Genomic DNA, 21,018 nt, shown 5'->3' with positions numbered 1-21,018 from the left:
GTACCGTTTTTAACTTTAAACTTTCACCCTTCACCTTAATTAGTCTAATGTGATATCCAATCCCAAACCTCTCAGTTCATGAACCAATACATTGAATGATTCCGGAACTGACGGCGTTGGCAGGTTTTCACCTTTAACGATCGCTTCGTAGGTTTTTGCACGCCCTACAACGTCATCAGACTTAACTGTTAATATCTCCTGAAGTATGTTAGCAGCACCAAATGCCTCAAGTGCCCAAACCTCCATCTCACCAAAACGCTGACCGCCAAACTGAGCTTTACCGCCCAATGGCTGTTGTGTAATTAATGAATATGGTCCGATTGAACGCGCGTGCATTTTATCGTCCACCATGTGACCCAGTTTCAGCATGTAAATAATACCTACTGTGGTCTGCTGATCGAAACGATCACCAGTTAAACCATTATATAAGTATGTTCTTCCTGAGGTTGGCACACCTGCTTTAGCAACCCACTCTTCAACCTCATCATGCGAAGCTCCGTCAAAGATTGGCGTTGCGAACTTCATTCCAAGTTCTTTACCAGCCCATCCTAACACAGTTTCGTAGATCTGTCCAAGGTTCATACGTGAAGGTACACCCAGCGGGTTCAACACGATATCAACCGGAGTTCCGTCTTCAAGGAACGGCATATCTTCGTCACGAACGATACGGGCAACGATACCCTTATTACCGTGACGTCCAGCCATCTTATCTCCAACTTTTAGTTTACGCTTTTTAGCAACATAAACTTTAGCCATCTGTACAATTCCTGATGGAAGCTCATCTCCTACACTGATCGCAAACTTATCACGTTTGTAAGCACCAAGCTCTTCGTTAAGCTTAATGTTATAATTGTGAAGGGTTTGTTTGATCAACTCGTTCTTGTCTTCATCAGTTGTCCACTTTGTTGGGTTCACATTTGCATACTCCAGTTCAGTAAGGATCTTCTGAGTGAATTTCACACCCTTCGCTACCAGTAACTCTTTGTACACATTGTAAACGCCTTGCGATGTTTTACCATTCACAATGGTGAACAATTTATCAATCAAGGTATCTTTCAATTCCTTGGTGGCCTTATTATGTTTGTTATCCAGTTTCTCGATCATCACCTTCTCTTCAGGCTTAGTGGTTTTCTTAGCACGCGAGAATAGCTTAGTATCGATAACTACACCATGGATTGACGGTGGAGTTTTAAGTGATGCATCTTTCACGTCACCGGCTTTGTCACCAAAGATGGCACGTAAAAGTTTTTCTTCCGGTGAAGGATCAGACTCTCCTTTCGGAGTGATCTTACCAATAAGAATATCACCTTCTTTAATTTCTGCTCCAACCCGGATAATACCGTTCTCATCCAGGTCCTTAGTGGCCTCCTCAGAAACGTTAGGAATATCTGGAGTAAGTTCCTCTTCTCCACGTTTTGTGTCACGAACTTCAAGTTCGAACTCTTCTATGTGAAGTGAAGTAAATATATCCTGGGAAACAACACGCTCAGAGATAACGATCGCATCCTCAAAGTTGAACCCTTGCCAGGGCATGAATGCCACTTTCAGGTTTCTACCAAGAGCAAGTTCACCATCCTGGGTTGCATAACCTTCACAAAGAACCTGTCCTTTTTCAACCTTCTGGCCTTTTCTTACAATTGGCTTCAAGTTAATACAAGTACTTTGGTTGGTTTTCTTAAACTTGATCAAACGATATGATTTAACCTCTCCTTCAAAAGATACAAGAACATCGTCCTCATTTCTTTCGTAACGGATACGGATTTCATTCGCATCAACATATTCGACAACTCCGGCACCTTCAGCGTTGATCAGAGTACGTGAATCACGTGCAACACGCCCTTCTAATCCTGTTCCAACGATTGGCGACTCAGGGCGTAACAACGGCACAGCCTGGCGCTGCATGTTTGATCCCATCAATGCACGGTTGGCATCATCATGCTCCAAAAATGGAATCAATGACGCAGCAATTGACGTGATCTGGTTAGGAGCAATATCCATCAAATCAAGCTTAGTTGGCTCGATTACAGGAAAATCACCTTCGTAACGCGCTTTAACGTGCGGAGTTTCGAAATTACCTTTATCATCATACACTGCACTCGCCTGACCAATAGTCTTACCTTCTTCATCCTCTGCAGAAAGGTAGATAACCGGCTCTTCAACTACAACGCGTCCGGCATCAACCTTACGGTATGGAGTTTCAATGAATCCTAAGTTATTGATCTTTGCATGTACACATAGTGAGGATATCAAACCAATGTTCGGTCCCTCAGGAGTTTCGATAGTACACAAACGCCCGTAGTGGGTGTAGTGAACGTCACGAACCTCGAAACCTGCACGCTCACGGGAAAGACCACCAGGGCCTAAGGCTGAAAGACGACGCTTGTGCGTGATCTCTGCCAGAGGATTGGTTTGGTCCATGAACTGTGACAACTGATTCGTTCCAAAGAACGAATTGATCACAGAAGATAGCGTACGTGCATTAATTAGGTCAGTCGGTGTGAACACCTCGTTGTCACGGATGTTCATACGCTCACGGATAGTACGAGCCATACGAGCCAGACCAACACCAAACTGTGCGTATAACTGTTCGCCTACTGTACGAACACGACGGTTTGATAAGTGATCGATATCATCCACCTCAGCTTTCGAATTGATCAGTTTGATCAAATATTTCACGATGGCAATGATGTCCTGTTTCGTAAGAACCTTCGTTTCAATTGGAGTAGTAAGCTTCAATTTGCGATTAATACGGTACCTGCCTACATCGCCAAGGTCATATCTCTTATCAGAAAAGAATAAACGGTCAATAATACCACGTGCTGTTTCCTCATCAGGTGGTTCAGCGTTACGCAATTGACGATAGATATGCTCTACCGCCTCCTTCTCTGAGTTTGAAGTATCTTTCTGTAAAGTATTATATATAATAGTATAATCACCGCTGTTCACGGCATCATCCTTAGTTAAGATGATCGTTTTTACGCCAGCTTCGATGATCATATCAATATGGTCTTCTTCTAAAATGGTTTCGCGTTCCATGATGATCTCATTACGATCAATTGAAACCACCTCACCGGTATCTTCATCTACGAAATCTTCTACCCACTTCTTCAACACTCTCGCTGCAAGCTTACGTCCGACCGCTTTCTTTAAGCCAGACTTACTTACTTTAACTTCGTCAGCTAATTCGAACAATTCAAGGATATCCTTATCAGAATCATAACCTATAGCACGGAGAAGTGTAGTTACTGGGAATTTCTTTTTACGATCGATATAAGCATACATGACGTTGTTTACGTCGGTAGCAAACTCGATCCATGAACCTTTAAAAGGTATTACCCGGGCTGAATACAATTTAGTTCCGTTAGTGTGGCGGCTTTGGCCGAAGAACACACCCGGAGAACGGTGAAGCTGTGATACAATTACACGCTCGGCACCATTTATAACAAATGTTCCTTTAGGCGTCATATAAGGGATAGTTCCCAAATAAACATCCTGAACTATTGTTTCGAAATCTTCATGTTCCGCATCGTTACAGGATAAGCGAAGCTTCGCCTTCAAAGGCACACTGTAAGTTAAACCACGCTCTATACACTCGTGTATATCGTAACGCGGGGGATCAATGAAGTAATCAAGGAATTCTAAAACGAAGATATTTCTTGAGTCAGAGATCGGAAAATTTTCAGAGAACACTTTAAACAAACCTTCCTGATGACGGTTGTCTGAAGTAGTTTCCAATTGAAAAAATTCCCTGAAAGATTGTAATTGAACATCCAGAAAGTCAGGATAGTCCATCACATGCTTACTGGTAGCAAAATTTACTCTTTCGGATTGCTTAATTTTGTTTGCCAAGGGACTGAGAATTTATTTAAGTAAATAAACTTCGACTTGTTTTCCGCCAAGGGACGGAGATGTAAGCCATACATCAAATGGGTATTATACAAATGGCAATAGACCCCGATGAAAATCGGAGTCTAAGGCCATAATTTTATGAGTTAAGATTACTTAATCTCAACAGTAGCTCCAGCTTCTTCTAATGCTTTTTTCAATGATTCAGCTTCTGCTTTATCAACACCAGTTTTCACTTCTTTTGGTGCACCGTCAACTAAGTCTTTTGCTTCTTTCAAGCCAAGGCCTGTAAGATCTTTAACTAATTTAACAACACCTAATTTAGAACCACCTGCTTCTTTCAGGATTACATCGAAAGAAGTTTGTTCTGCTGCCGCTGCTGGTGCATCACCACCTGCTGCCGGACCTGCAACTGCAACTGCTGCTGCAGCTGGCTCGATACCATACTCATCTTTTAAGATTTGAGCTAATTCGTTAACTTCTTTTACTGTTAAGTTTACTAATTGCTCAGCAAACGATTTTAAATCTGCCATTTTATTTTATTTTTAAAATTTCTGTACTTGAATAAATTACTTGAACTTTCAGGTAGTTCTTAACCTCTTTCTTGTAATGTTTTAACAATTCCTGCAAGCTTGTTTCCGCCTGACTGTAAGCCAGAGATAACATTCTTAGCCGGAGACTGAAGCAATGCAATGATGTCTGCCACCAATTGTTCCTTAGATTTAAGATTAACCAGGGCATCAAGCTGATTGTCGCCAATGAATACCGCCGAATCAATATATGCTGCCTTGAGTACTGGCTTATCACCTGTTTTTCTCAATTGTTTAATCAGCTTTGCCGGAGCATTTGCTGTTTTTGAGAACAATATAGATGAAGATCCTTTTAGCACATCAAAGATTTCGCTATAATCACCCTCAGAAGCTTCCATAGCTTTTCTGATCAGTGTATTTTTAGCGACCTGCATTTTGATACCGTTATCGAAACATTTGCGGCGAATATCATTTACTTTTGCTACAGACAGGTTTGCCGTATCGGTAATGTAGAAATTACCATACTCAGCAATCGTCTCTGTTAAAGCAAGAACAACGTCGTGTTTTTCTTCTTTTTTCATGATTAGATTCCCGCTACTGATTTAGTTTCAATTTCGATTCCCGGACTCATTGTCGAAGACATGTGTATGCTTTTAAAATAAGTTCCTTTTGCTGCTGATGGCTTTAGTTTTGAAATTACCTGAATAACTTCAAGTGCATTCTCATAAATCTTATCTGCGTCAAAGGATACTTTCCCAATAGAGGCATGGATAATTCCTGTTTTATCAACCTTGAAATCGATCTTACCACCTTTTACATCAGTTACTGCTTTGCCCACATCTGTGGTAACAGTTCCTGATTTAGGGTTAGGCATCAGGTTACGCGGACCTAAAACACGTCCGAGTTTACCTACCTTAGCCATAACACTAGGCATTGTAATAATGATATCAACGTCAGTCCAACCGCCTTCTATTTTGGCAATGTATTCATCTAAACCGACATAATCTGCACCTGCTGCCTTAGCCTCTGCTTCCTTATCGGGAGTACAAAGAACTAAAACACGGACAGTCTTTCCGGTTCCATGAGGAAGAGTTGCAATACCACGCACCATTTGATTCGCTTTACGAGGATCTACGCCTAAACGTACATCAAGGTCAACCGAAGCATCAAATTTGGTAGTAGTTATATCTTTAACTAAAGCCGCAGCTGCAGTTAATGAGTATGCCTTTCCAGCCTCAATTTTTGAATGTGCCAATTTTTGATTTTTTGTTAATCTAGCCACTTCTTAAACTGATTTGTATAATTAATTATTCCAGGGTGCATCACCGCTAACGGTAATTCCCATACTGCGTGCTGTACCAGCAACCATCTTCATGGCTGACTCGACAGTAAATGCATTCAAGTCGGTCATTTTATCCTTTGCGATAGTCTCAACCTGTTCCCAGCTCACACTGGAAACCTTCTTACGGTTAGGCTCTGCTGAACCACCTTTCAAACCTGTAGCATCCATTAACTGGATAGCCACCGGAGGTGTTTTGATGATAAAATCGAATGACTTGTCGACATAAACAGTAATTACAACCGGTAAAACTTTACCTGGCTTATCTTGGGTACGCGCATTGAATTGCTTGCAAAACTCCATGATGTTCACACCTTTCGCTCCCAACGCGGGACCTACTGGTGGAGATGGATTTGCAGCGCCGCCTTTGATCTGTAATTTTATTAAAGCACCGACTTCTTTTGCCATTTTAATTGATTTATTTGTAACTCAATGTTAGTAGTGGAAGCTATGTAACATTTAAGACCTTTTGTGAGTTGTACGTTTTACGTATTACGTTCTAAGTGTCGCATGCGACGTATAACTTAAAACGTATAACGTATTACTCCTTCTCGACTTGCATATAATTCAACTCAAGCGGTGTCCTTCTTCCGAAGATCTTAACCATAACCTTGAGTTTTTTCTTTTCTTCATTCACCTCTTCAATGACTCCGGTAAACCCGTTAAACGGACCATCCATCACTTTCACATTCTCTCCAACGTAGTAAGGAACATTCATAGACTCGCCCTGCTCAGCCATTTCATCTACCCTACCCAATATCCTGTTAACTTCTGCCGTTCTCATTGGAACAGCGTTCCCGCCTTTATCGCCAAGAAAACCAATAACACTATTGATTCCTTTAATAACGTGCTCGAGCTCCCCGTCTAATGCAGCCTCAATCAGTACATATCCGGGATAGAAATTACGTTCTTTAGCAATCTTTTTTCCATCCTTCATCTGATAGAACTTTTCCATAGGGATAAGCACCTGAGGTAAAAGATGTGAAATACCCAAACGGTTTATTTCCGCTTCGAGATATTGTTTAACTTTCTTCTCTTTGCCGCTAACCGCCCTAACCACATACCATTTTAATTGATCGCTCATAGTGCCCTAATTATCCAAGAGAATTATAAAACATTTTCAGTGCTCTACCAACGCTTTCATCCATAGCCAGGATCACAAGTGATATGATCACGGATGCGATTAATACCAATACAGCTGAATTTTGTAATTCTCCCCAAGTCGGCCAGGTAACCTTCTGGGTCATTTCGGTATATGATTCCTTTATAAATTCTACTACGTTAGCCATCTTCTATTTAGCGTGAGCACGGGAACAAGGATTCGAACCCTGATCAAAGGTTTTGGAGACCTCTATTCTACCATTGAACTATTCCCGTTAATAAGAACTGTATTCCCTGCTGAAATCCCAGTCCGTGTATTATAAGAAAACATAAGTCCGCAATAAAGGGACTTATGTTATCCAATTAACCTTTTATAAGAAATTGATTTACTTTACAATTTCAGTTACTTGTCCGGCACCTACCGTTCTGCCACCTTCACGGATAGCGAAACGAAGACCTTTCTCCATCGCGATAGCGTTGATCAACTTTACGTCGATAGTAACGTTATCACCCGGCATAACCATTTCTACTCCTTCTTGAAGACTGATCTCTCCGGTAACATCTGTTGTACGGAAGTAGAATTGAGGACGGTATTTGTTAAAGAATGGAGTGTGACGTCCACCTTCTGCTTTTGACAATACATAGATCTCTGCTTTGAAGTCAGTGTGCGGAGTTACCGAACCTGGTTTACAGATAACCATACCACGACGGATATCAGTTTTCTCTATACCACGTAACAATAAACCAACGTTATCTCCTGCTTCACCTCTATCTAATATCTTACGGAACATCTCAACACCAGTAACAACTGATTTCAAGTTCTCAGCACCCATACCCAAGATATCAACAGCCTCTCCTGAGTTAATAACTCCTCTTTCAATACGGCCTGTTGCTACAGTACCACGACCAGTGATCGAGAATACGTCTTCAACCGGCATAAGGAAAGGAAGATCAGTCAGACGTGGAGGGATTGGAACGTAGTTATCTACAGCCTCCATAAGCTCCATGATCTTGCCTACCCATTTTGGATCTCCATTTAATCCACCTAATGCAGAACCCTGAATTACAGGAATATCATCACCAGGGAATTCATAGAAGCTTAACAGTTCACGGATTTCCATTTCTACCAGTTCAAGTAGTTCAGGATCGTCAACCATATCCACCTTATTCATAAAAACAACCAATGAAGGTACACCTACCTGACGAGCAAGAAGGATGTGTTCACGAGTTTGTGGCATCGGACCATCGGTAGCAGCAACCACAATGATAGCACCATCCATTTGTGCAGCACCAGTAACCATGTTCTTCACATAATCCGCGTGACCTGGACAGTCAACGTGAGCGTAGTGACGGTTAGCCGTTGAATACTCCACGTGAGAAGTATTAATGGTGATACCTCTTTCCTTTTCTTCCGGTGCAGAGTCAATTGAATCAAATGAACGTGCCTCAGAAAGACCTGCATCAGCCAACACCTTAGTGATAGCAGCTGTAAGTGTAGTTTTACCGTGGTCAACGTGACCGATAGTACCGATATTCAAATGCGGCTTGCTCCGGTCAAATTTTTCTTTTGCCATTTTGTTTTATACTAATTATAGGTTAATTTTATTATTGTTCTATTCTAAATTAATCTTGAGCCAACGATGGGACTTGAACCCATGACCTCTTCCTTACCAAGGAAGTGCTCTACCGCTGAGCTACGTCGGCTAATTTGCTCTCCGGTTCATGCGTTCCATTTTGAAGCTAAACCAATGAACCTTTGAGCGGAAGACGAGGTTCGAACTCGCGACCTATAGCTTGGAAGGCTATCGCTCTACCAACTGAGCTACTTCCGCATATTCAATTACGTTTACGAATGATCAATTACGAATGCCGCGCACGTAATTCGTAACTTACAATTCGTAATTGAATTGTGGGGGGGGAAGGATTCGAACCTTCGAAACCGAAGTAACGGATTTACAGTCCGTCCCATTTGACCGCTCTGGAACCCCCCCAAACATTTCTGAGCCTCCTATCGGGATCGAACCAATGACCTACTGATTACAAGTCAGTTGCTCTACCAGCTGAGCTAAGGAGGCATTTGAGACTAAACCAGCTAATGCCGGGAAAGTCGAAATGTTTAATTAATTATTATAAGAACCTACCTTTTCAGAGTTAATTATCACCCAACGATAACCCCCTTCTGAAAGGGACTGCAAATCTACGAAAATTTAGAGTTGGACAAAATTTTTTAGCAAAAAAAATCGGCAGTCTTTTTGACTGCCGAAAAAGTGCCTTATTACTAAGTATTTATAGATTAAATTATTTCATCGGCTGCAAGTACCGTTTTATGATTACTCATTCGAGCCCTCACTTTTTCTTTGTGTTTGTCGATTTGGTGCTTTAATGATTCTATCGCCTTGTCTGTCGCTTCCTCAAAGGTTTTGCATTGCTCTTTTGCAAAGAGGTCGTTTCCCGGTATCAGAAGTTTAATTTCCGTTATCTTATTAGCTTCGTCTGCCGTGTTTTCGAGTTTTAGATAAACTTCACCACTAATTATCTGGTCAAAAAACTGATCCAGTTTGTCGGCCTTCCTTTGGATAAAATCCAATAATTTAACATCTGCTGAAAAATGGATCGATTGCACTCGGATTTTCATGTTTCCTCCTTTTAAAAATTTAGAAATTAATTTATCCCCGTAGGCCGGAGATCTTACATTGGTAAGCGTAGAGTTAGTTCATAGTCCTGGGGTTTATTTATGCTTTAGGGTGTGCCTGTTTATAAACAGCCTTTAATTTCTCCACTGAATTGTGAGTATATACCTGGGTCGCTGCAAGACTTGCATGACCAAGAAGTTCCTTAATTGCGTTCAGGTCAGCACCGTTGTTTAACAAAGCGGTTGCAAAGGTATGCCTTAAAACGTGCGGGCTCTTTTTATCCTGGGTAGTTATGTTCGACAAACTTGACTTCACAATCCGGTAGATGAACTGGGGATATGCATTCTTCCCTTCATTTGTAACAATTAAGGCCGTTGCTTTGTTGTCGAAATTCTGACTTAATTTTTCTTGTAAATAATCTTTGATAAGTTTCACGAGCGGCGCCGCTACCGGAATAATACGCTCTTTGTTTCGCTTGCCCAACACTTTAATATATTGCTCGTAGAGATTAACATCCTGGTCCTTAAGACCTACCAGTTCGGCGAGACGCATACCTGTACCATACAGCAATTCAAGGATAAGCCTGTTTCTGATACCGCTAAACCCTGTATCAAATATAAGCTTGCTGTCTAGTAACTGATCCATTTTCTGTTCCTCGATTACTACCGGTAAACGCTTTGGAATCTTGGGCGCCTGAATATGCGTCATAGGACTAGCATTCACCAGCCCCTCGCGTTGAAGGAACTTATAAAACGATCGAAGTACCGATAACTTCCGGTTGACGGTCTTTGGTGTAAAACCCTGTTCCGTAAGCTCCAGCATCCAACCGCGAACATCCTGGCGCGTGATTAGCAGCAGGTCAAGGTTTAGAGGAACTAAGAAATCAGTAAATTGGTGAAGGTCTCGCCGGTAGGCGGCGACAGTATGCGGCGAGAACCGCTTTTCAAACTGAAGGTATTGTGTGAATCTCTCTATAAACATCAAAAAACCATTTGCACATCAATAAATTGAATATACAAATAGTTTTAAGATTTTATATGCTTAAAGAAAAATTAAACAGATTCGATGTTTAATCCTTGCTTGTAGATAGCTTTTTTTACTTCTGTACGGCGGGTAATAGATTTCTTCTCGTAGGCCTGACGGCTTCTGAGTTCTCTTAATACACCGGTTTTTTCGAATTTCTTTTTGAAGCGTTTTAGTGCTTTGTCTAATGATTCGCCGTCTTTTACATTAATAATGATCATAATATACAGATACCCCCTTTCAGAATTGGATTGCAAATGTACAAAAAATATTAAAGATCAAAAGATCAGATAAATAAAATTCTGAACATTTACGTCTGCGTGGTGTTTAATTCATGTACCACTTATTAATATTATGAACACTACCAAGAGCAAAGGACGAAAAGCTTCGGATACTGATAAGGCAATTGCCCGGGCAGGACTTGAAGCTCCGAAAAAGACGGGTAACATCACATCTGACATATCGCCTGATACAATCATCGCAGAAAAAGACGAGGTAAAGAAAGCTGAGGAAAAGCTCAGACAAAGAACAAATAAAAAACGCAATAATGGCTAAATGTAATATATCAATAGACTTCAGCGGCGACCCGGAGCAACTGATCAGATCGGCAGAACAGGCAATATCTGGTGCAGGGGGAGCATTTACCGGAAACAATTCGGATGGCAAGTTCTCCATTAATTCACCGCTTGGGAAAGTTTCAGGCACGTATATAGTTCAAGGGCAATCCTTCAACATCAGCATAACCGATAAACCTTTCCTTGTTAGCTGCAGTCGTATTGAAGATGAATTGAGAAAACAGATACGCTGACTTTGTCAGGAAGTTGATATCAATCCTTTAATTCCTGATTATACGACCTGGCTTTTAGGTTTGACAGGGTAGCCAGCCTGTTTTTGAGATCAAGTGGATTAAAGGGCTTAGAAACGTAGTCGTCCAATCCGGCAGAAGCTATTTTGTTATATATATCGTTGGCAACAGATGCTGTAAGGGCGATTATCCAGGGTTTCTCGTCGTTATTTTTATAAATATCCAAAATACGTTTTGAGGCTTCATAGCCATCCATAACAGGCATATGTATATCCATGAGGATCACGTCGTATAAATTCTGTTCGGCCTTATCTACTGCTTCCCTGCCATTGACAACAAAATCAGCATCAACTTCCCAACTTGAAAAGAGTTTCTTCATTAGCAATACGTTCATGGCATTATCCTCAGCAACAAGTATTCTCAAATCAGACAAATCTGAGTTTGCAGACTGGAACTGGGGAGTGAAGCTGTCCATGGTTTGTCCCTTTCCTGCACTCCGGTATTTTATCTGAAATTCAAATGTAGTTCCCCTGCCCACTTCACTATCCATCCGGATGCTACTGTTATGCAGATCCAACAGTTGTTTCGTTATAGCAAGCCCGAGACCCGTTCCGCCGAACTTCCTGGTGATATTGCTCGATGCCTGCGAGAAAGGTTCAAATATAACATCACGCTGATCGCTCGAAATCCCTATCCCTGTGTCCTGAATAGTGAATTTGAGTTCAGAAAAGTCGCCCGGCTTCCCGACAATATGCACCATCAGTGTAACCTTACCTTTGGAAGTGAACTTAATTGCATTCCCGATAAGGTTAAATAATACTTGCAGTAAACGGGTAGAATCTCCGATCAGGTTGGTAGTATGCAACCTATCGTCAAGCTGTAAAGTAAAGTCCAGCCCTTTTTCTTCAGCCTGGAATTTCAAGCCGGAGTAAATACTGGTGATCAGCTCTGCAGGATTAAACGCGATAGACTCCAGTTCAAGTTTGCCATATTCAAGCTTATTAAAATCAAGAATGTCATTGATTAGCGAAAGTAAGCTCTCTGCAGAGAAATGAAGCACCTTCATATTCTCTTCCTGGTCTGCACGAGGGTTATCAGCCAGCAATACGTAACTCATTCCGATCACGGAATTAAGGGGAGTCCTCAATTCATGAGACATCGTAGAAAGAAAATCTGATTTAGCCCTGGAGGATGCCTCGGCTACCGAAATAGCTTCTTGAGCTTCTCATTTAGTAGTTTCTCATCCTTCTGCGATTCCTTCATCAGATTTATCGCAAAATGAAAAGCTCTCAGAAAATGATAATTAATGAAGATAAGCAGGAAGAAGTTAAACATCATCACAGTAACAAACACCGGATCACTGGCCTGCTGGGAACTTACTGATACTTGGATATTATTTGTTCCGCTTAATACAACATGCAGTATCACCGGGGCCATGACAACTATTGAGTATATCATCCCAGCCCGGCCATTAAGCATGTAGAAACTACAGGTTATGGTCATCAATACATACTGGATAGTGACAATATTAATGGCGTGAATTATCAGGAAAATATTAGACCAGACCAACATAGCCAGGAGCAGGATCGCAATATGTGCTGCCGGTTTGTAATCGTGCGAAGCAAATATCTTATACACCCCGTATACCATGGCGGCGCAAATAAAAGCCGATCTTATGAGCTGGAAGAGGGGACCATTAAGCGCATAGGCAACCACCAGTCCTGCTGTAAACACAGATGTAATGGTCATGGTGTAAAACAGGATGTGCATCCTCGCCCTGTTGATAGGGTCCGAATCAGCATTTAACACGCTTTTTATATAATTCAGGATGCCCGAGATGACCTTCATTTCGGAAATGAAGATGCATAAATTTTCTTGAAATAAAGACTGATTCTTTTAAAGAACCTGTTATTCAGAGACGCTTCCGGTGAGCGCGTCTGTGCGCGGATCAGTCCTAAGTATCTCCATGTCAGGTTTTTCAATGTGTCCGGCATACCAACGTATAGCATCGTCCATATACGCGTATGAAAGCTCGTCATCAAGGCTCACCTCAAAAGCATACAATCCCGGGTGGCCGTTACCATATAACTCGATACAATTCTCAGCAACGATATAATCCGTATCAGTAAGAGAATAAACCTTTAACTCAAAATCGGTTCCCCACATTTTTATTACGTCCAGGCAGTTGTATTTAATTTCAGCCGACAGGTAAAATTCTTTGTCTTTCATGTTATGTTAACAGGTCCGGTTTATGGGCAGTGCCCGGAAGTATCCTACAAAACATATTCCATTCTTATCAGAACTGCTGTGAATAGTAAAAAAAACTTCCAATTGCAGATTATTCACCATGAAAGACTAAATTTATTCCGAATCGCAAATACCTATTAGATTAATGAATTATAAAATATCCATCTTACTATCTGCAGCTACACTATTTATACCCGCAATTGTTACCGCACAGGAAAAGAAGATTGAAACCTACACTCAACGAATCCCCGGTGTAGAAGTAAAGTTTGACATGAAAGCCATCCCGGGAGGAGAATTTAAAATGGGGAGCCCTTCTACAGAACCCGGCTATAAAGAAGACGAAGGCCCTCTTCACCCGGTAAAGATCAGTCCGTTTTGGATGAGTACTCATGAAATAACCTGGGATATCTACGAGCTTTTTGTATATGAAGACTATGACCGGACCAAAAGCCTGGGTGTGGATGCGATAAGCCGGCCTTCGAAGCCGTACCTGGATATGACCTTTGGGATGGGCAAAGAGGGCCACCCTGCCGTGGGCATGACCCAATACAATGCCCTGCAATTCTGCAAATGGCTTTACACCCGTACCGGTATATTCTACAGGTTGCCCACAGAAGCTGAATGGGAATACGCCTGCAGGGCCGGTACACAAACCTCCTATTCTTTTGGAAACGATGCCAGCCTGCTGAACGACTTTGCATGGTCAGCTTCTAACAGCCAGGAAAAAACACATCCTGTCGGCAGCAAGAAGCCTAACCCGTGGGGCCTTTATGACATGCACGGGAACATCGCCGAATGGACATTGGATCAATACTTCCCAAGCTTTTACTCACAGTACGGCGGCAAGGTGGTAAGTGATCCCCTGGCCAGGCCGGAAAAACTATACCCCCATTCCGTACGCGGAGGATCATTTGAAGATGGTGCCCAATTGTTAAGGTCAGCGGCCCGGCGCGGGTCAGACCCTGAATGGAAGAGGATCGACCCTCAGATACCAAAAAGTAACTGGTGGTTCCCTGAAGCCCGTTTCGTGGGGATCAGGCTGGTCAGGCCCGCCACACCTCCATCAAAAGAAGAGATAGAGGCATTTTATAATCAACAACCTATTGCAGACTTTTAAACTGAAGATAATGAGTGCAAACAAAAAAGACGTAGCTCTATCGCCGCGCAGAGACTTCCTTAAAACCTCAGCTATTATTGCCGGCGGCGCCATGCTGAGCAACATCCCCTTCTCAGGCGTTTATGCCAACGAAGGCGGAACCATAAAGATCGCCCTGGTAGGGTGCGGCAGCCGGGGAACCGGGGCATTGTTCCAGGCCTTGAGCACGAAATATAATATTAAAGTTGTGGCCATGGCAGATGCCTTTCGTGACCGGCTTGATAAGAGCTATAACGATGCCCTTGCAAAATTCGGCAAGGACAAGGTGGATGTACCCGAAGAGCGAAAGTTTGTAGGGTTTGACGGTTATAAACATGCCATTGCCGCAGCAGATGTTGTTCTGCTGGTAACCCCTCCGGGCTTCCGCCCTGTTCACTTCGAGGAAGCTATTAAACAGAACAAACATGTGTTCATGGAAAAGCCGGTAGCTACCGACTCTCCAGGTATACGGAGTGTATTGGCTACTGCGGAAGAGGCGAAGCGTAAAAAGCTGAATGTTGTTGTTGGCCTGCAGCGGCGTTATCAGAATGCATACCTTGAAACCATTAAGCGTATTGAAGATGGTGTCGCAGGAGATATTGTATCCGGACAGGTTTATTGGAACAGCGGCGGTGTGTGGGTAAAACCGCGTGTTGCCGGGCAGACAGAAATGGAATACCAGATGCGTAACTGGTATTATTTCAACTGGCTCTGCGGCGATCATATCACCGAGCAGCATGTTCACAACATCGACGTGGCTAACTGGGTTAAGAATGCCTACCCGGTCTCTGCACAGGGAACCGGCAGCCGCTTCCTTCGCACAGGCAAAGATTATGGGGAGATATTCGACAACCATACGGTAGAGTTTATCTACGCCGATGGCACCGTTATCCAGAGCCAGTGCCGGCATCATGAAGGAACCCTGAACCGGGTAGATGAAAGCTTCCAGGGCACAAAGGGCAGGGCTTATCTGAATGCCAATAACAATTCAGGTAAATTGTGGGACACCAAAGGAAACCTGCTTTTTAACCATGATGGTAAAGGAAACCCCAACCCCTATCAAACCGAACATGATGAGCTGTTTGCTGCAATAGACAAGGGCGAATATAAGTTTGCCGATGCCGAGCGTGTAGCTAAAAGTACATTGAGTTCCCTGCTTGGAAGATACGCCACGTATTCTGGCAAAGAAGTGAAGTGGGAAGAAGCATTGAACTCACAGATCAACCTGATGCCTGAGAAATTGGCCTGGGATGCCCTGCCTAAGATCTTGCCTGACGCTAACGGGATGTATCCTTTTGCGATACCTGGTAAAACGAAAGCCGTTTAATTTCTAAATAATAAAGCCCCGCTTGATCGCGGGGCTTTAATTATTATCCGGGTCAGGAGGTAAACGATACTATCGCATAATCTCTCTGGCAATAACAATCTTCTGGATCTCTGAAGTGCCCTCTCCTATTGTACATAACTTGGAATCGCGATAGAACTTCTCAACCGGAAAATCCTTGGTATAGCCGTAGCCGCCAAAGATCTGCACGGCTTCTGTTGCAGTTCTGACACATACCTCCGAAGCAAAATACTTAGCCATTGCCGACTGCTTTGTCACGCTTTTCCCCTGGTTCTTCACGTCTGCTGCGCTCATGATCAGTAATTCGGCGGCTTCTATCTCGGTGGCCATATCCGCTATCTTAAATGATATCCCCTGGAAATTAGAGATCGGCTGCCCAAACTGAAAGCGTTGCTTTGAATATTCTACTGATGCCGCCAGTGCTCCTTTAGCCATGCCCAGGGACAATGCCGCTATAGAGATCCGCCCACCATCAAGCACATACATAGCCTGTTTAAAACCCTCTCCCTCTTTCCCCAGCAGATTCTCTTTGGGCACGCGACAGTTGTCAAAGATCAGTTCTGTCGTCTCTGACGCCCGCATTCCCAGTTTGTTTTCTTTTTTACCGTGCGTAAATCCTGGTGTACCTTTCTCTATCACGATGGCGGAGATACCTTTGGAATCGCCTTTCTCTCCGGTACGCACCATAACCACCGCCACATTGCCCGACTTCCCATGAGTGATCCAGTTCTTGGAACCGTTAATCACATAATGGTCGCCGTCCTGGACGGCCGTAGTGTTCATACCCAGGGCATCCGAGCCAGTATTGGCTTCCGTCAGTCCCCAGGCTCCTATCCACTCGGCAGTAGCCAGTTTAGGCAGCCACCTGCTTTTCTGCTCATCATTGGCAAAAGCCAGGATATGCCCGGTACAGAGCGAATTGTGCGCTGCTACCGATAAGCCTATTGAGCCGCATACTTTTGAGATCTCAGCTATCACATGAACATACTCCTGGTAGCCGAGGCCTGCTCCTCCATACTCCTCGGGAACAAGGACGCCCATCAGTCCCAGTTCTCCAAGCTTCTTAAAGGTTTCCACAGGAAAAGTCTGTGCTTCATCCCACTCCATCACATGCGGCCGGACGTGCTTTTCAGCGAAATCGCGCACCATACGGATGATCATCTGTTGGTTTTCGGATAAATGAAAGTTTATCCCCCCTTGCTCAGGGGCTAATGTTGATTGCATAATATTATAATTGGTTATATGCAAGGTAGTAATATTAGGTTGTACGTTGTACGTTTTACGTTATAAGTTTCTAAACGCTGTGCTATCCACCCAGACGTATAACGTAAAACGTACAACATACAACTCTAAACGCTGTGCTATCCGCCCAGACGTATAACGTATAACGTACAACGTAAAGCCTAACTCAGTACGAAGCGAGAATAATGATATTTTCAGATACAGCTTTAAGTTTCTCCTTTCCGTTTAGGAAGTCGAGACTGATGACGAATGAGTAACCGGCAACTGTTCCGCCAAGTTTCTGCACCAGGCGGGTAGCTGCTGATACGGTCCCGCCGGTTGCCAGTAGATCGTCATGGATCATTACACGCTGGCCTGCCTGCAAGGCGTCCGCATGCAGTTCCAGGATAGCTGAGCCATACTCCAGTTCGCAGGGCTCCTGTATAGTTTTGGCAGGCAGCTTGCCCTGCTTTCTGATAGGTACAAAAGGGATCTGCAGACGGTTGGCCAGCATCAGTCCGAAAAGGAAACCCCGGCTCTCGATACCCGCGACCACGTCTATCTTATTTGTCCCCATACGGCTGACAAATGCCTCGATCACTTCCGAACAGAGCTTAGCATCCTTAAGGATGGGAGTAATGTCCTTAAATATAATACCCGGCTTGGGGAAGTCGGGAATATCCCTGACAGCGTTTTTCAGTTCCGTACTGATCATAGATCAAATGCTAAATAAGGCTCAATTTTACGGATAATTTCTTCATCCAGAATAAGAACTTTCCTTAAATCGGCCGGGCTTGAATAATAACCATGTTGCCTGCGATACTGAATAATAGCGTTTATTTGTTTATAAGTAAGATAGGGATGAGCTTTCAGTTGCCCGAACGTTGCTGTATTTACATTGAGCTTAACAAGCAAAGCCTGGTTAACAGACACCTGACCGGCAAGCTGCGAATACCTTAACGAGTCCATGCCGTATACCTCCCTGAGCTGTTCCTCATGATGAAAGCCACCCAGCCTGGTCCGGTAGCGGATGATCCGTGAGGCAAAAGCCGGCCCAATACCACGCAAGCGCTCTAACTCTGTTGAGTCGGCAGAGTTGAGCTCCACCACCAGCACTTCTGGTTTCTTGCTGTAACTGGTCTGGCCTGGTTCAGGTTGCCGGTATGCCCGGTCTTCTCCCCCATCCGGAGCGATCCTGATATAAGGCTTCAGGTTGTTATACTGCTTCTCTGTGATCGAGTAAATCTTTCTGAGATCTTCATCCCGGTAGAACTTCCCACCCTTGCTGATATAGTTACGAATAACCCCTGCCTGTCTTGATGAAAGCCCGAGACGCTGCCATCCCGGTTGGGGCAACGTGTTAGGATCAAATGTGAAATAAGTTGGCTGCTGTTCGCTTTCTTCCATTTTTTTCTTGACTGAGCGGTAGCTACCCTTTGTCCGGACGGCTGATGCCCTGAACTCAGCGATCTCCTTTTGGTAGCTTTCCAGGTCGTAAGTTTCCGGTTCATCAAACAGTCTGTAAGCAAAGGGGAAGCCCAGGGTAAGGACGATGATGATGAAGAGGACAAGCATCCCATTCAGCTCCTTTTTGCTGAACGATAAGTAGGATTGTATCTGTTTTCTCATGGCAGTGGTATTAAACTCTGCCAGGCATCAGTAAGAATGTAATCAATATGTACTAAAACATATAATTAAGCGAATAGATCAGATGATTGTCTAAATTTAACGGAATATTAGCAAATTTACATAATCATTATTCTGCCCGCCTGGTATGAAGATCATTACTAAAGAAGATTTCTCTAAAGCTGCCAGGATCGACCGGCTGCATCTGCCGGGACTCGCTTCCCTGCTTATGGAAGTGATGAAGATTAACGAAGTTAACGAGGTTTTTCAGAAAGCAGAACACCTCAAAGGTCCTACCTTTGTAGATAAGATCCTGCAGATCATCGGCATTACTGTGGAGTTCGATGAGAAGGATCTCAGGAATATACCCAAGGACGGTGCGTTTATCGCGATAGCAAATCATCCCTATGGCGGCATTGAGGGGCTGGTATTACTGAAGCTTTTGTGTATGGTCAGGCCCGATGCAAAGCTGATGGCAAACTTCCTGCTCAAAAAGATACCCAATCTCAGCGATTACTTTATTGCGGTAAACCCATTCGAGAATATAGAGCATTCGTCGAGTATTAGCGGCATTAAGAATACGCTTGAGCTTTTACGCTTAGGTACCCCGATCGGCATATTCCCCGCGGGCGAGGTATCTACATTTAAGTTTGAGACCCAGCAGATCACTGATAAATTATGGCACCCGGTAGTGGGCAAGATCATCGCCAAAGCGAATGTACCGGTAGTTCCGGTGTATTTCCACGGCAATAACGGCCTGCTGTTTAACCTGCTGAGCCTTATTCACCCGGCTTTGAGAACCGCCAAGCTCCCCTCCGAACTGTTTAACAAGCATGGCCACAAGATCCGTGTCCGCATTGGAAAACCTATCTTGCCTGCCGACGTATCCTACCAGAACAATACCACCCGGCTGCTCGACTTCCTCCGCGCCAAAACCTATGCGCTTGGCACCGGCCTGGAAGACGAGAAGAAGATATTCGATCCGCGCAACCTGTTTAAGATCCGTAAAAAGCCAAAACCGATAATAAGCGCTACCCCGGCGAGCATTCTTGAAAAGGAGATCAGCACCCTGGAAGAATTTAAGGTATGGACCGAAAAGGATTACGAAGTTTATATATGCCCCACTTCCAGCATCCCTAACATCATGAAAGAGATAGGCAGGCTGCGTGAAATCACCTTCCGCGAAGTGGGAGAAGGGACCAATAATGCTACTGACCTGGATGAATACGATATCTACTATAACCATTTGTTTATCTGGGATGCCGAAACGAAAATGATCGTCGGCGCATACCGCATAGGCAAGGGCGATGAGATCTTTTACAGCATGGGCAAGCGTGGCTTTTATATCGCCGAGCTGTTTAAGATCAAAGACCAGTTTTACCCGGTGCTGAGACAAAGCCTGGAGCTGGGGCGTTCATGGATCAGAAAAGAATATCAGTTGAAACCGCTCCCGCTTTTCCTGCTATGGAAAGGCATACTGAAATATCTGATGGAGAACCCGCATTACCGCTACCTTATCGGACCGGTGAGCATCAGCAACAACTTCTCGAGGTTTTCCAAGTCCCTGATAGTGGATTACATTAGCACCAACCATTTCGACCATGAACTGGCACAATACGTAAAGCCGAGGAAGGAGTTCAAGATCGACTTCTCAAAGATCGACAAAGACTTGCTTCTGGAACCAGGGGATAGCCTCAAAGACCTCGACGGCCTGATCTCTGAAATAGAAACCACGCACATGAAGGTACCTGTTCTGCTTCGCCAGTACCTGGCGCTGAATGCCAAGATCATCTGCTTCAATATCGATCCAAAGTTCTCGGATAGCCTGGACGGATTCCTGGTGGTCGACCTGGAAAAGATCCCCGCAGAGATGCTCGAAAAGATCGGGAAGAACTTCTAAGTGTTGAAGCCGTAGCTTCCCGGTGTCTCTATAGGGCTTAGGTACAGTTTGGGATGCATCATCCTACGCTCATCCTACGTTTATCCTACGTTTATTCTACGTTTATCCTACGTTTTAGCAATAGCTTAGGAAGGTCTTTTATATAACTTCCTCATACGTACCAACCGAAACTTAAACGCAGAGGACGCAAAGTACAACGCCCGCCCGGCTGAATCGTTCGGACAGGCAGAGTTCGCAAAGGTTTGCAAAAATGTGCTTGCCCTAAAA

The 21,018-nt window shown here is 43.8% G+C and carries 22 protein-coding genes and 5 tRNA genes; 5 read left to right on the top strand and 22 right to left on the bottom strand.

Annotation, left to right across the window (positions count from 1 at the left end; genetic code table 11):
- Positions 1–39 precede the first annotated feature (39 nt).
- The 16 genes from rpoB to rpsU form a co-directional block, all read right to left on the bottom strand.
- A complete protein-coding gene (gene rpoB, locus P2W76_RS08770; protein WP_276347359.1) occupies positions 40–3,849 on the bottom strand; it encodes a DNA-directed RNA polymerase subunit beta in 3,810 nt (1,269 codons plus the stop codon).
- A gap of 149 nt (positions 3,850–3,998) precedes the next feature.
- Positions 3,999–4,379, bottom strand: a complete 381-nt coding sequence (gene rplL, locus P2W76_RS08765; RefSeq protein ID WP_079700633.1) for a 50S ribosomal protein L7/L12 — start codon at positions 4,377–4,379, stop codon at positions 3,999–4,001.
- A gap of 59 nt (positions 4,380–4,438) precedes the next feature.
- Complete coding sequence (rplJ, locus tag P2W76_RS08760; protein ID WP_276347357.1) at positions 4,439–4,957, bottom strand: 50S ribosomal protein L10; 519 nt, start codon at positions 4,955–4,957, stop codon at positions 4,439–4,441.
- A gap of 2 nt (positions 4,958–4,959) precedes the next feature.
- A complete protein-coding gene (gene rplA / locus P2W76_RS08755; protein ID WP_276347356.1) occupies positions 4,960–5,658 on the bottom strand; it encodes a 50S ribosomal protein L1 in 699 nt (232 codons plus the stop codon).
- Positions 5,659–5,679: 21 nt separating this feature from the next.
- Positions 5,680–6,123, bottom strand: coding sequence for a 50S ribosomal protein L11 (gene rplK / locus P2W76_RS08750; RefSeq protein ID WP_276347355.1), 444 nt, complete (start codon positions 6,121–6,123; stop codon positions 5,680–5,682).
- Positions 6,124–6,256: 133 nt separating this feature from the next.
- Complete coding sequence (gene nusG, locus P2W76_RS08745) at positions 6,257–6,799, bottom strand: transcription termination/antitermination protein NusG (RefSeq protein ID WP_276347353.1); 543 nt, start codon at positions 6,797–6,799, stop codon at positions 6,257–6,259.
- Between the two features lie 10 nt (positions 6,800–6,809).
- Positions 6,810–7,004, bottom strand: coding sequence for a preprotein translocase subunit SecE (secE, locus tag P2W76_RS08740; RefSeq protein WP_276347351.1), 195 nt, complete (start codon positions 7,002–7,004; stop codon positions 6,810–6,812).
- Between the two features lie 17 nt (positions 7,005–7,021).
- Positions 7,022–7,092: transfer RNA gene (locus P2W76_RS08735), tRNA-Trp, on the bottom strand.
- A 110-nt stretch (positions 7,093–7,202) separates the two neighbouring features.
- Entirely contained in the window at positions 7,203–8,390 is a 1,188-nt protein-coding gene (gene tuf / locus P2W76_RS08730; RefSeq protein ID WP_276347350.1) for an elongation factor Tu, read from the bottom strand.
- Between the two features lie 58 nt (positions 8,391–8,448).
- Positions 8,449–8,520: transfer RNA gene (locus tag P2W76_RS08725), tRNA-Thr, on the bottom strand.
- Between the two features lie 55 nt (positions 8,521–8,575).
- Positions 8,576–8,648: transfer RNA gene (locus P2W76_RS08720), tRNA-Gly, on the bottom strand.
- A gap of 78 nt (positions 8,649–8,726) precedes the next feature.
- A tRNA-Tyr gene (locus P2W76_RS08715) sits at positions 8,727–8,807 on the bottom strand.
- A gap of 11 nt (positions 8,808–8,818) precedes the next feature.
- Positions 8,819–8,891: transfer RNA gene (locus P2W76_RS08710), tRNA-Thr, on the bottom strand.
- Positions 8,892–9,109: 218 nt separating this feature from the next.
- Positions 9,110–9,451 (bottom strand): ribosome-associated translation inhibitor RaiA, encoded by a 342-nt coding sequence (raiA, locus tag P2W76_RS08705; protein WP_276347349.1) that lies wholly within the window; start codon positions 9,449–9,451, stop codon positions 9,110–9,112.
- Positions 9,452–9,548: 97 nt separating this feature from the next.
- Entirely contained in the window at positions 9,549–10,430 is an 882-nt protein-coding gene (locus P2W76_RS08700) for a tyrosine-type recombinase/integrase (protein ID WP_276347348.1), read from the bottom strand.
- Positions 10,431–10,501: 71 nt separating this feature from the next.
- Entirely contained in the window at positions 10,502–10,693 is a 192-nt protein-coding gene (gene rpsU, locus P2W76_RS08695; protein WP_079700624.1) for a 30S ribosomal protein S21, read from the bottom strand.
- A 133-nt stretch (positions 10,694–10,826) separates the two neighbouring features.
- Between rpsU and P2W76_RS08690 the strand changes: the two genes are divergently transcribed.
- On the top strand, positions 10,827–11,027 hold the full coding sequence (locus P2W76_RS08690) for a hypothetical protein (protein WP_276347345.1): 201 nt from the start codon (positions 10,827–10,829) through the stop codon (positions 11,025–11,027).
- On the top strand, positions 11,020–11,280 hold the full coding sequence (locus P2W76_RS08685) for a hypothetical protein (RefSeq protein WP_276347344.1): 261 nt from the start codon (positions 11,020–11,022) through the stop codon (positions 11,278–11,280). The genes P2W76_RS08690 and P2W76_RS08685 overlap by 8 nt, the downstream gene beginning before the upstream one ends.
- Positions 11,281–11,299: 19 nt before the next feature.
- On the opposite strand, the gene P2W76_RS08680 is transcribed toward P2W76_RS08685, so the two are convergent.
- Genes P2W76_RS08680 through P2W76_RS08670 form a run of 3 tightly spaced genes read right to left on the bottom strand, consistent with a single transcriptional unit; the run spans position 11,300 to position 13,506 of the window.
- Positions 11,300–12,487 (bottom strand): ATP-binding protein, encoded by a 1,188-nt coding sequence (locus tag P2W76_RS08680; protein WP_276347593.1) that lies wholly within the window; start codon positions 12,485–12,487, stop codon positions 11,300–11,302.
- Complete coding sequence (locus tag P2W76_RS08675) at positions 12,478–13,125, bottom strand: hypothetical protein (protein WP_276347343.1); 648 nt, start codon at positions 13,123–13,125, stop codon at positions 12,478–12,480. Before P2W76_RS08675 ends, P2W76_RS08680 begins: the two co-directional genes overlap by 10 nt.
- A gap of 60 nt (positions 13,126–13,185) precedes the next feature.
- Positions 13,186–13,506: a hypothetical protein gene (locus P2W76_RS08670; protein ID WP_276347341.1), complete on the bottom strand. Its 321-nt coding sequence runs from the start codon at positions 13,504–13,506 to the stop codon at positions 13,186–13,188.
- A 163-nt stretch (positions 13,507–13,669) separates the two neighbouring features.
- Here P2W76_RS08670 and P2W76_RS08665 point away from each other — a divergent pair, with 163 nt between their 5' ends.
- Together P2W76_RS08665 and P2W76_RS08660 are read left to right on the top strand one after the other, a co-directional pair.
- Positions 13,670–14,641, top strand: a complete 972-nt coding sequence (locus P2W76_RS08665) for a formylglycine-generating enzyme family protein (protein WP_276347340.1) — start codon at positions 13,670–13,672, stop codon at positions 14,639–14,641.
- A 10-nt stretch (positions 14,642–14,651) separates the two neighbouring features.
- Positions 14,652–15,986, top strand: coding sequence for a Gfo/Idh/MocA family oxidoreductase (locus tag P2W76_RS08660; protein ID WP_276347339.1), 1,335 nt, complete (start codon positions 14,652–14,654; stop codon positions 15,984–15,986).
- 69 nt (positions 15,987–16,055) lie between these two features.
- On the opposite strand, the gene P2W76_RS08655 is transcribed toward P2W76_RS08660, so the two are convergent.
- From P2W76_RS08655 to P2W76_RS08645, 3 genes are all read right to left on the bottom strand, one after another.
- On the bottom strand, positions 16,056–17,195 hold the full coding sequence (locus P2W76_RS08655) for an acyl-CoA dehydrogenase (RefSeq protein ID WP_346429829.1): 1,140 nt from the start codon (positions 17,193–17,195) through the stop codon (positions 16,056–16,058).
- Between the two features lie 217 nt (positions 17,196–17,412).
- Entirely contained in the window at positions 17,413–17,940 is a 528-nt protein-coding gene (locus tag P2W76_RS08650; protein ID WP_276347335.1) for an adenine phosphoribosyltransferase, read from the bottom strand.
- Complete coding sequence (locus tag P2W76_RS08645) at positions 17,937–18,854, bottom strand: helix-hairpin-helix domain-containing protein (protein ID WP_276347333.1); 918 nt, start codon at positions 18,852–18,854, stop codon at positions 17,937–17,939. The genes P2W76_RS08650 and P2W76_RS08645 overlap by 4 nt, the downstream gene beginning before the upstream one ends.
- A gap of 145 nt (positions 18,855–18,999) precedes the next feature.
- Here P2W76_RS08645 and P2W76_RS08640 point away from each other — a divergent pair, with 145 nt between their 5' ends.
- Complete coding sequence (locus P2W76_RS08640; RefSeq protein ID WP_276347332.1) at positions 19,000–20,751, top strand: GNAT family N-acyltransferase; 1,752 nt, start codon at positions 19,000–19,002, stop codon at positions 20,749–20,751.
- Positions 20,752–21,018 lie beyond the last annotated feature (267 nt).

The sequence above is a fragment of the Daejeonella sp. JGW-45 genome, assembly GCF_029360805.1.
Taxonomy (GTDB): Bacteria; Bacteroidota; Bacteroidia; order Sphingobacteriales; family Sphingobacteriaceae; genus Daejeonella.
This window is presented reverse-complemented; position numbering and strand designations above follow the sequence as displayed.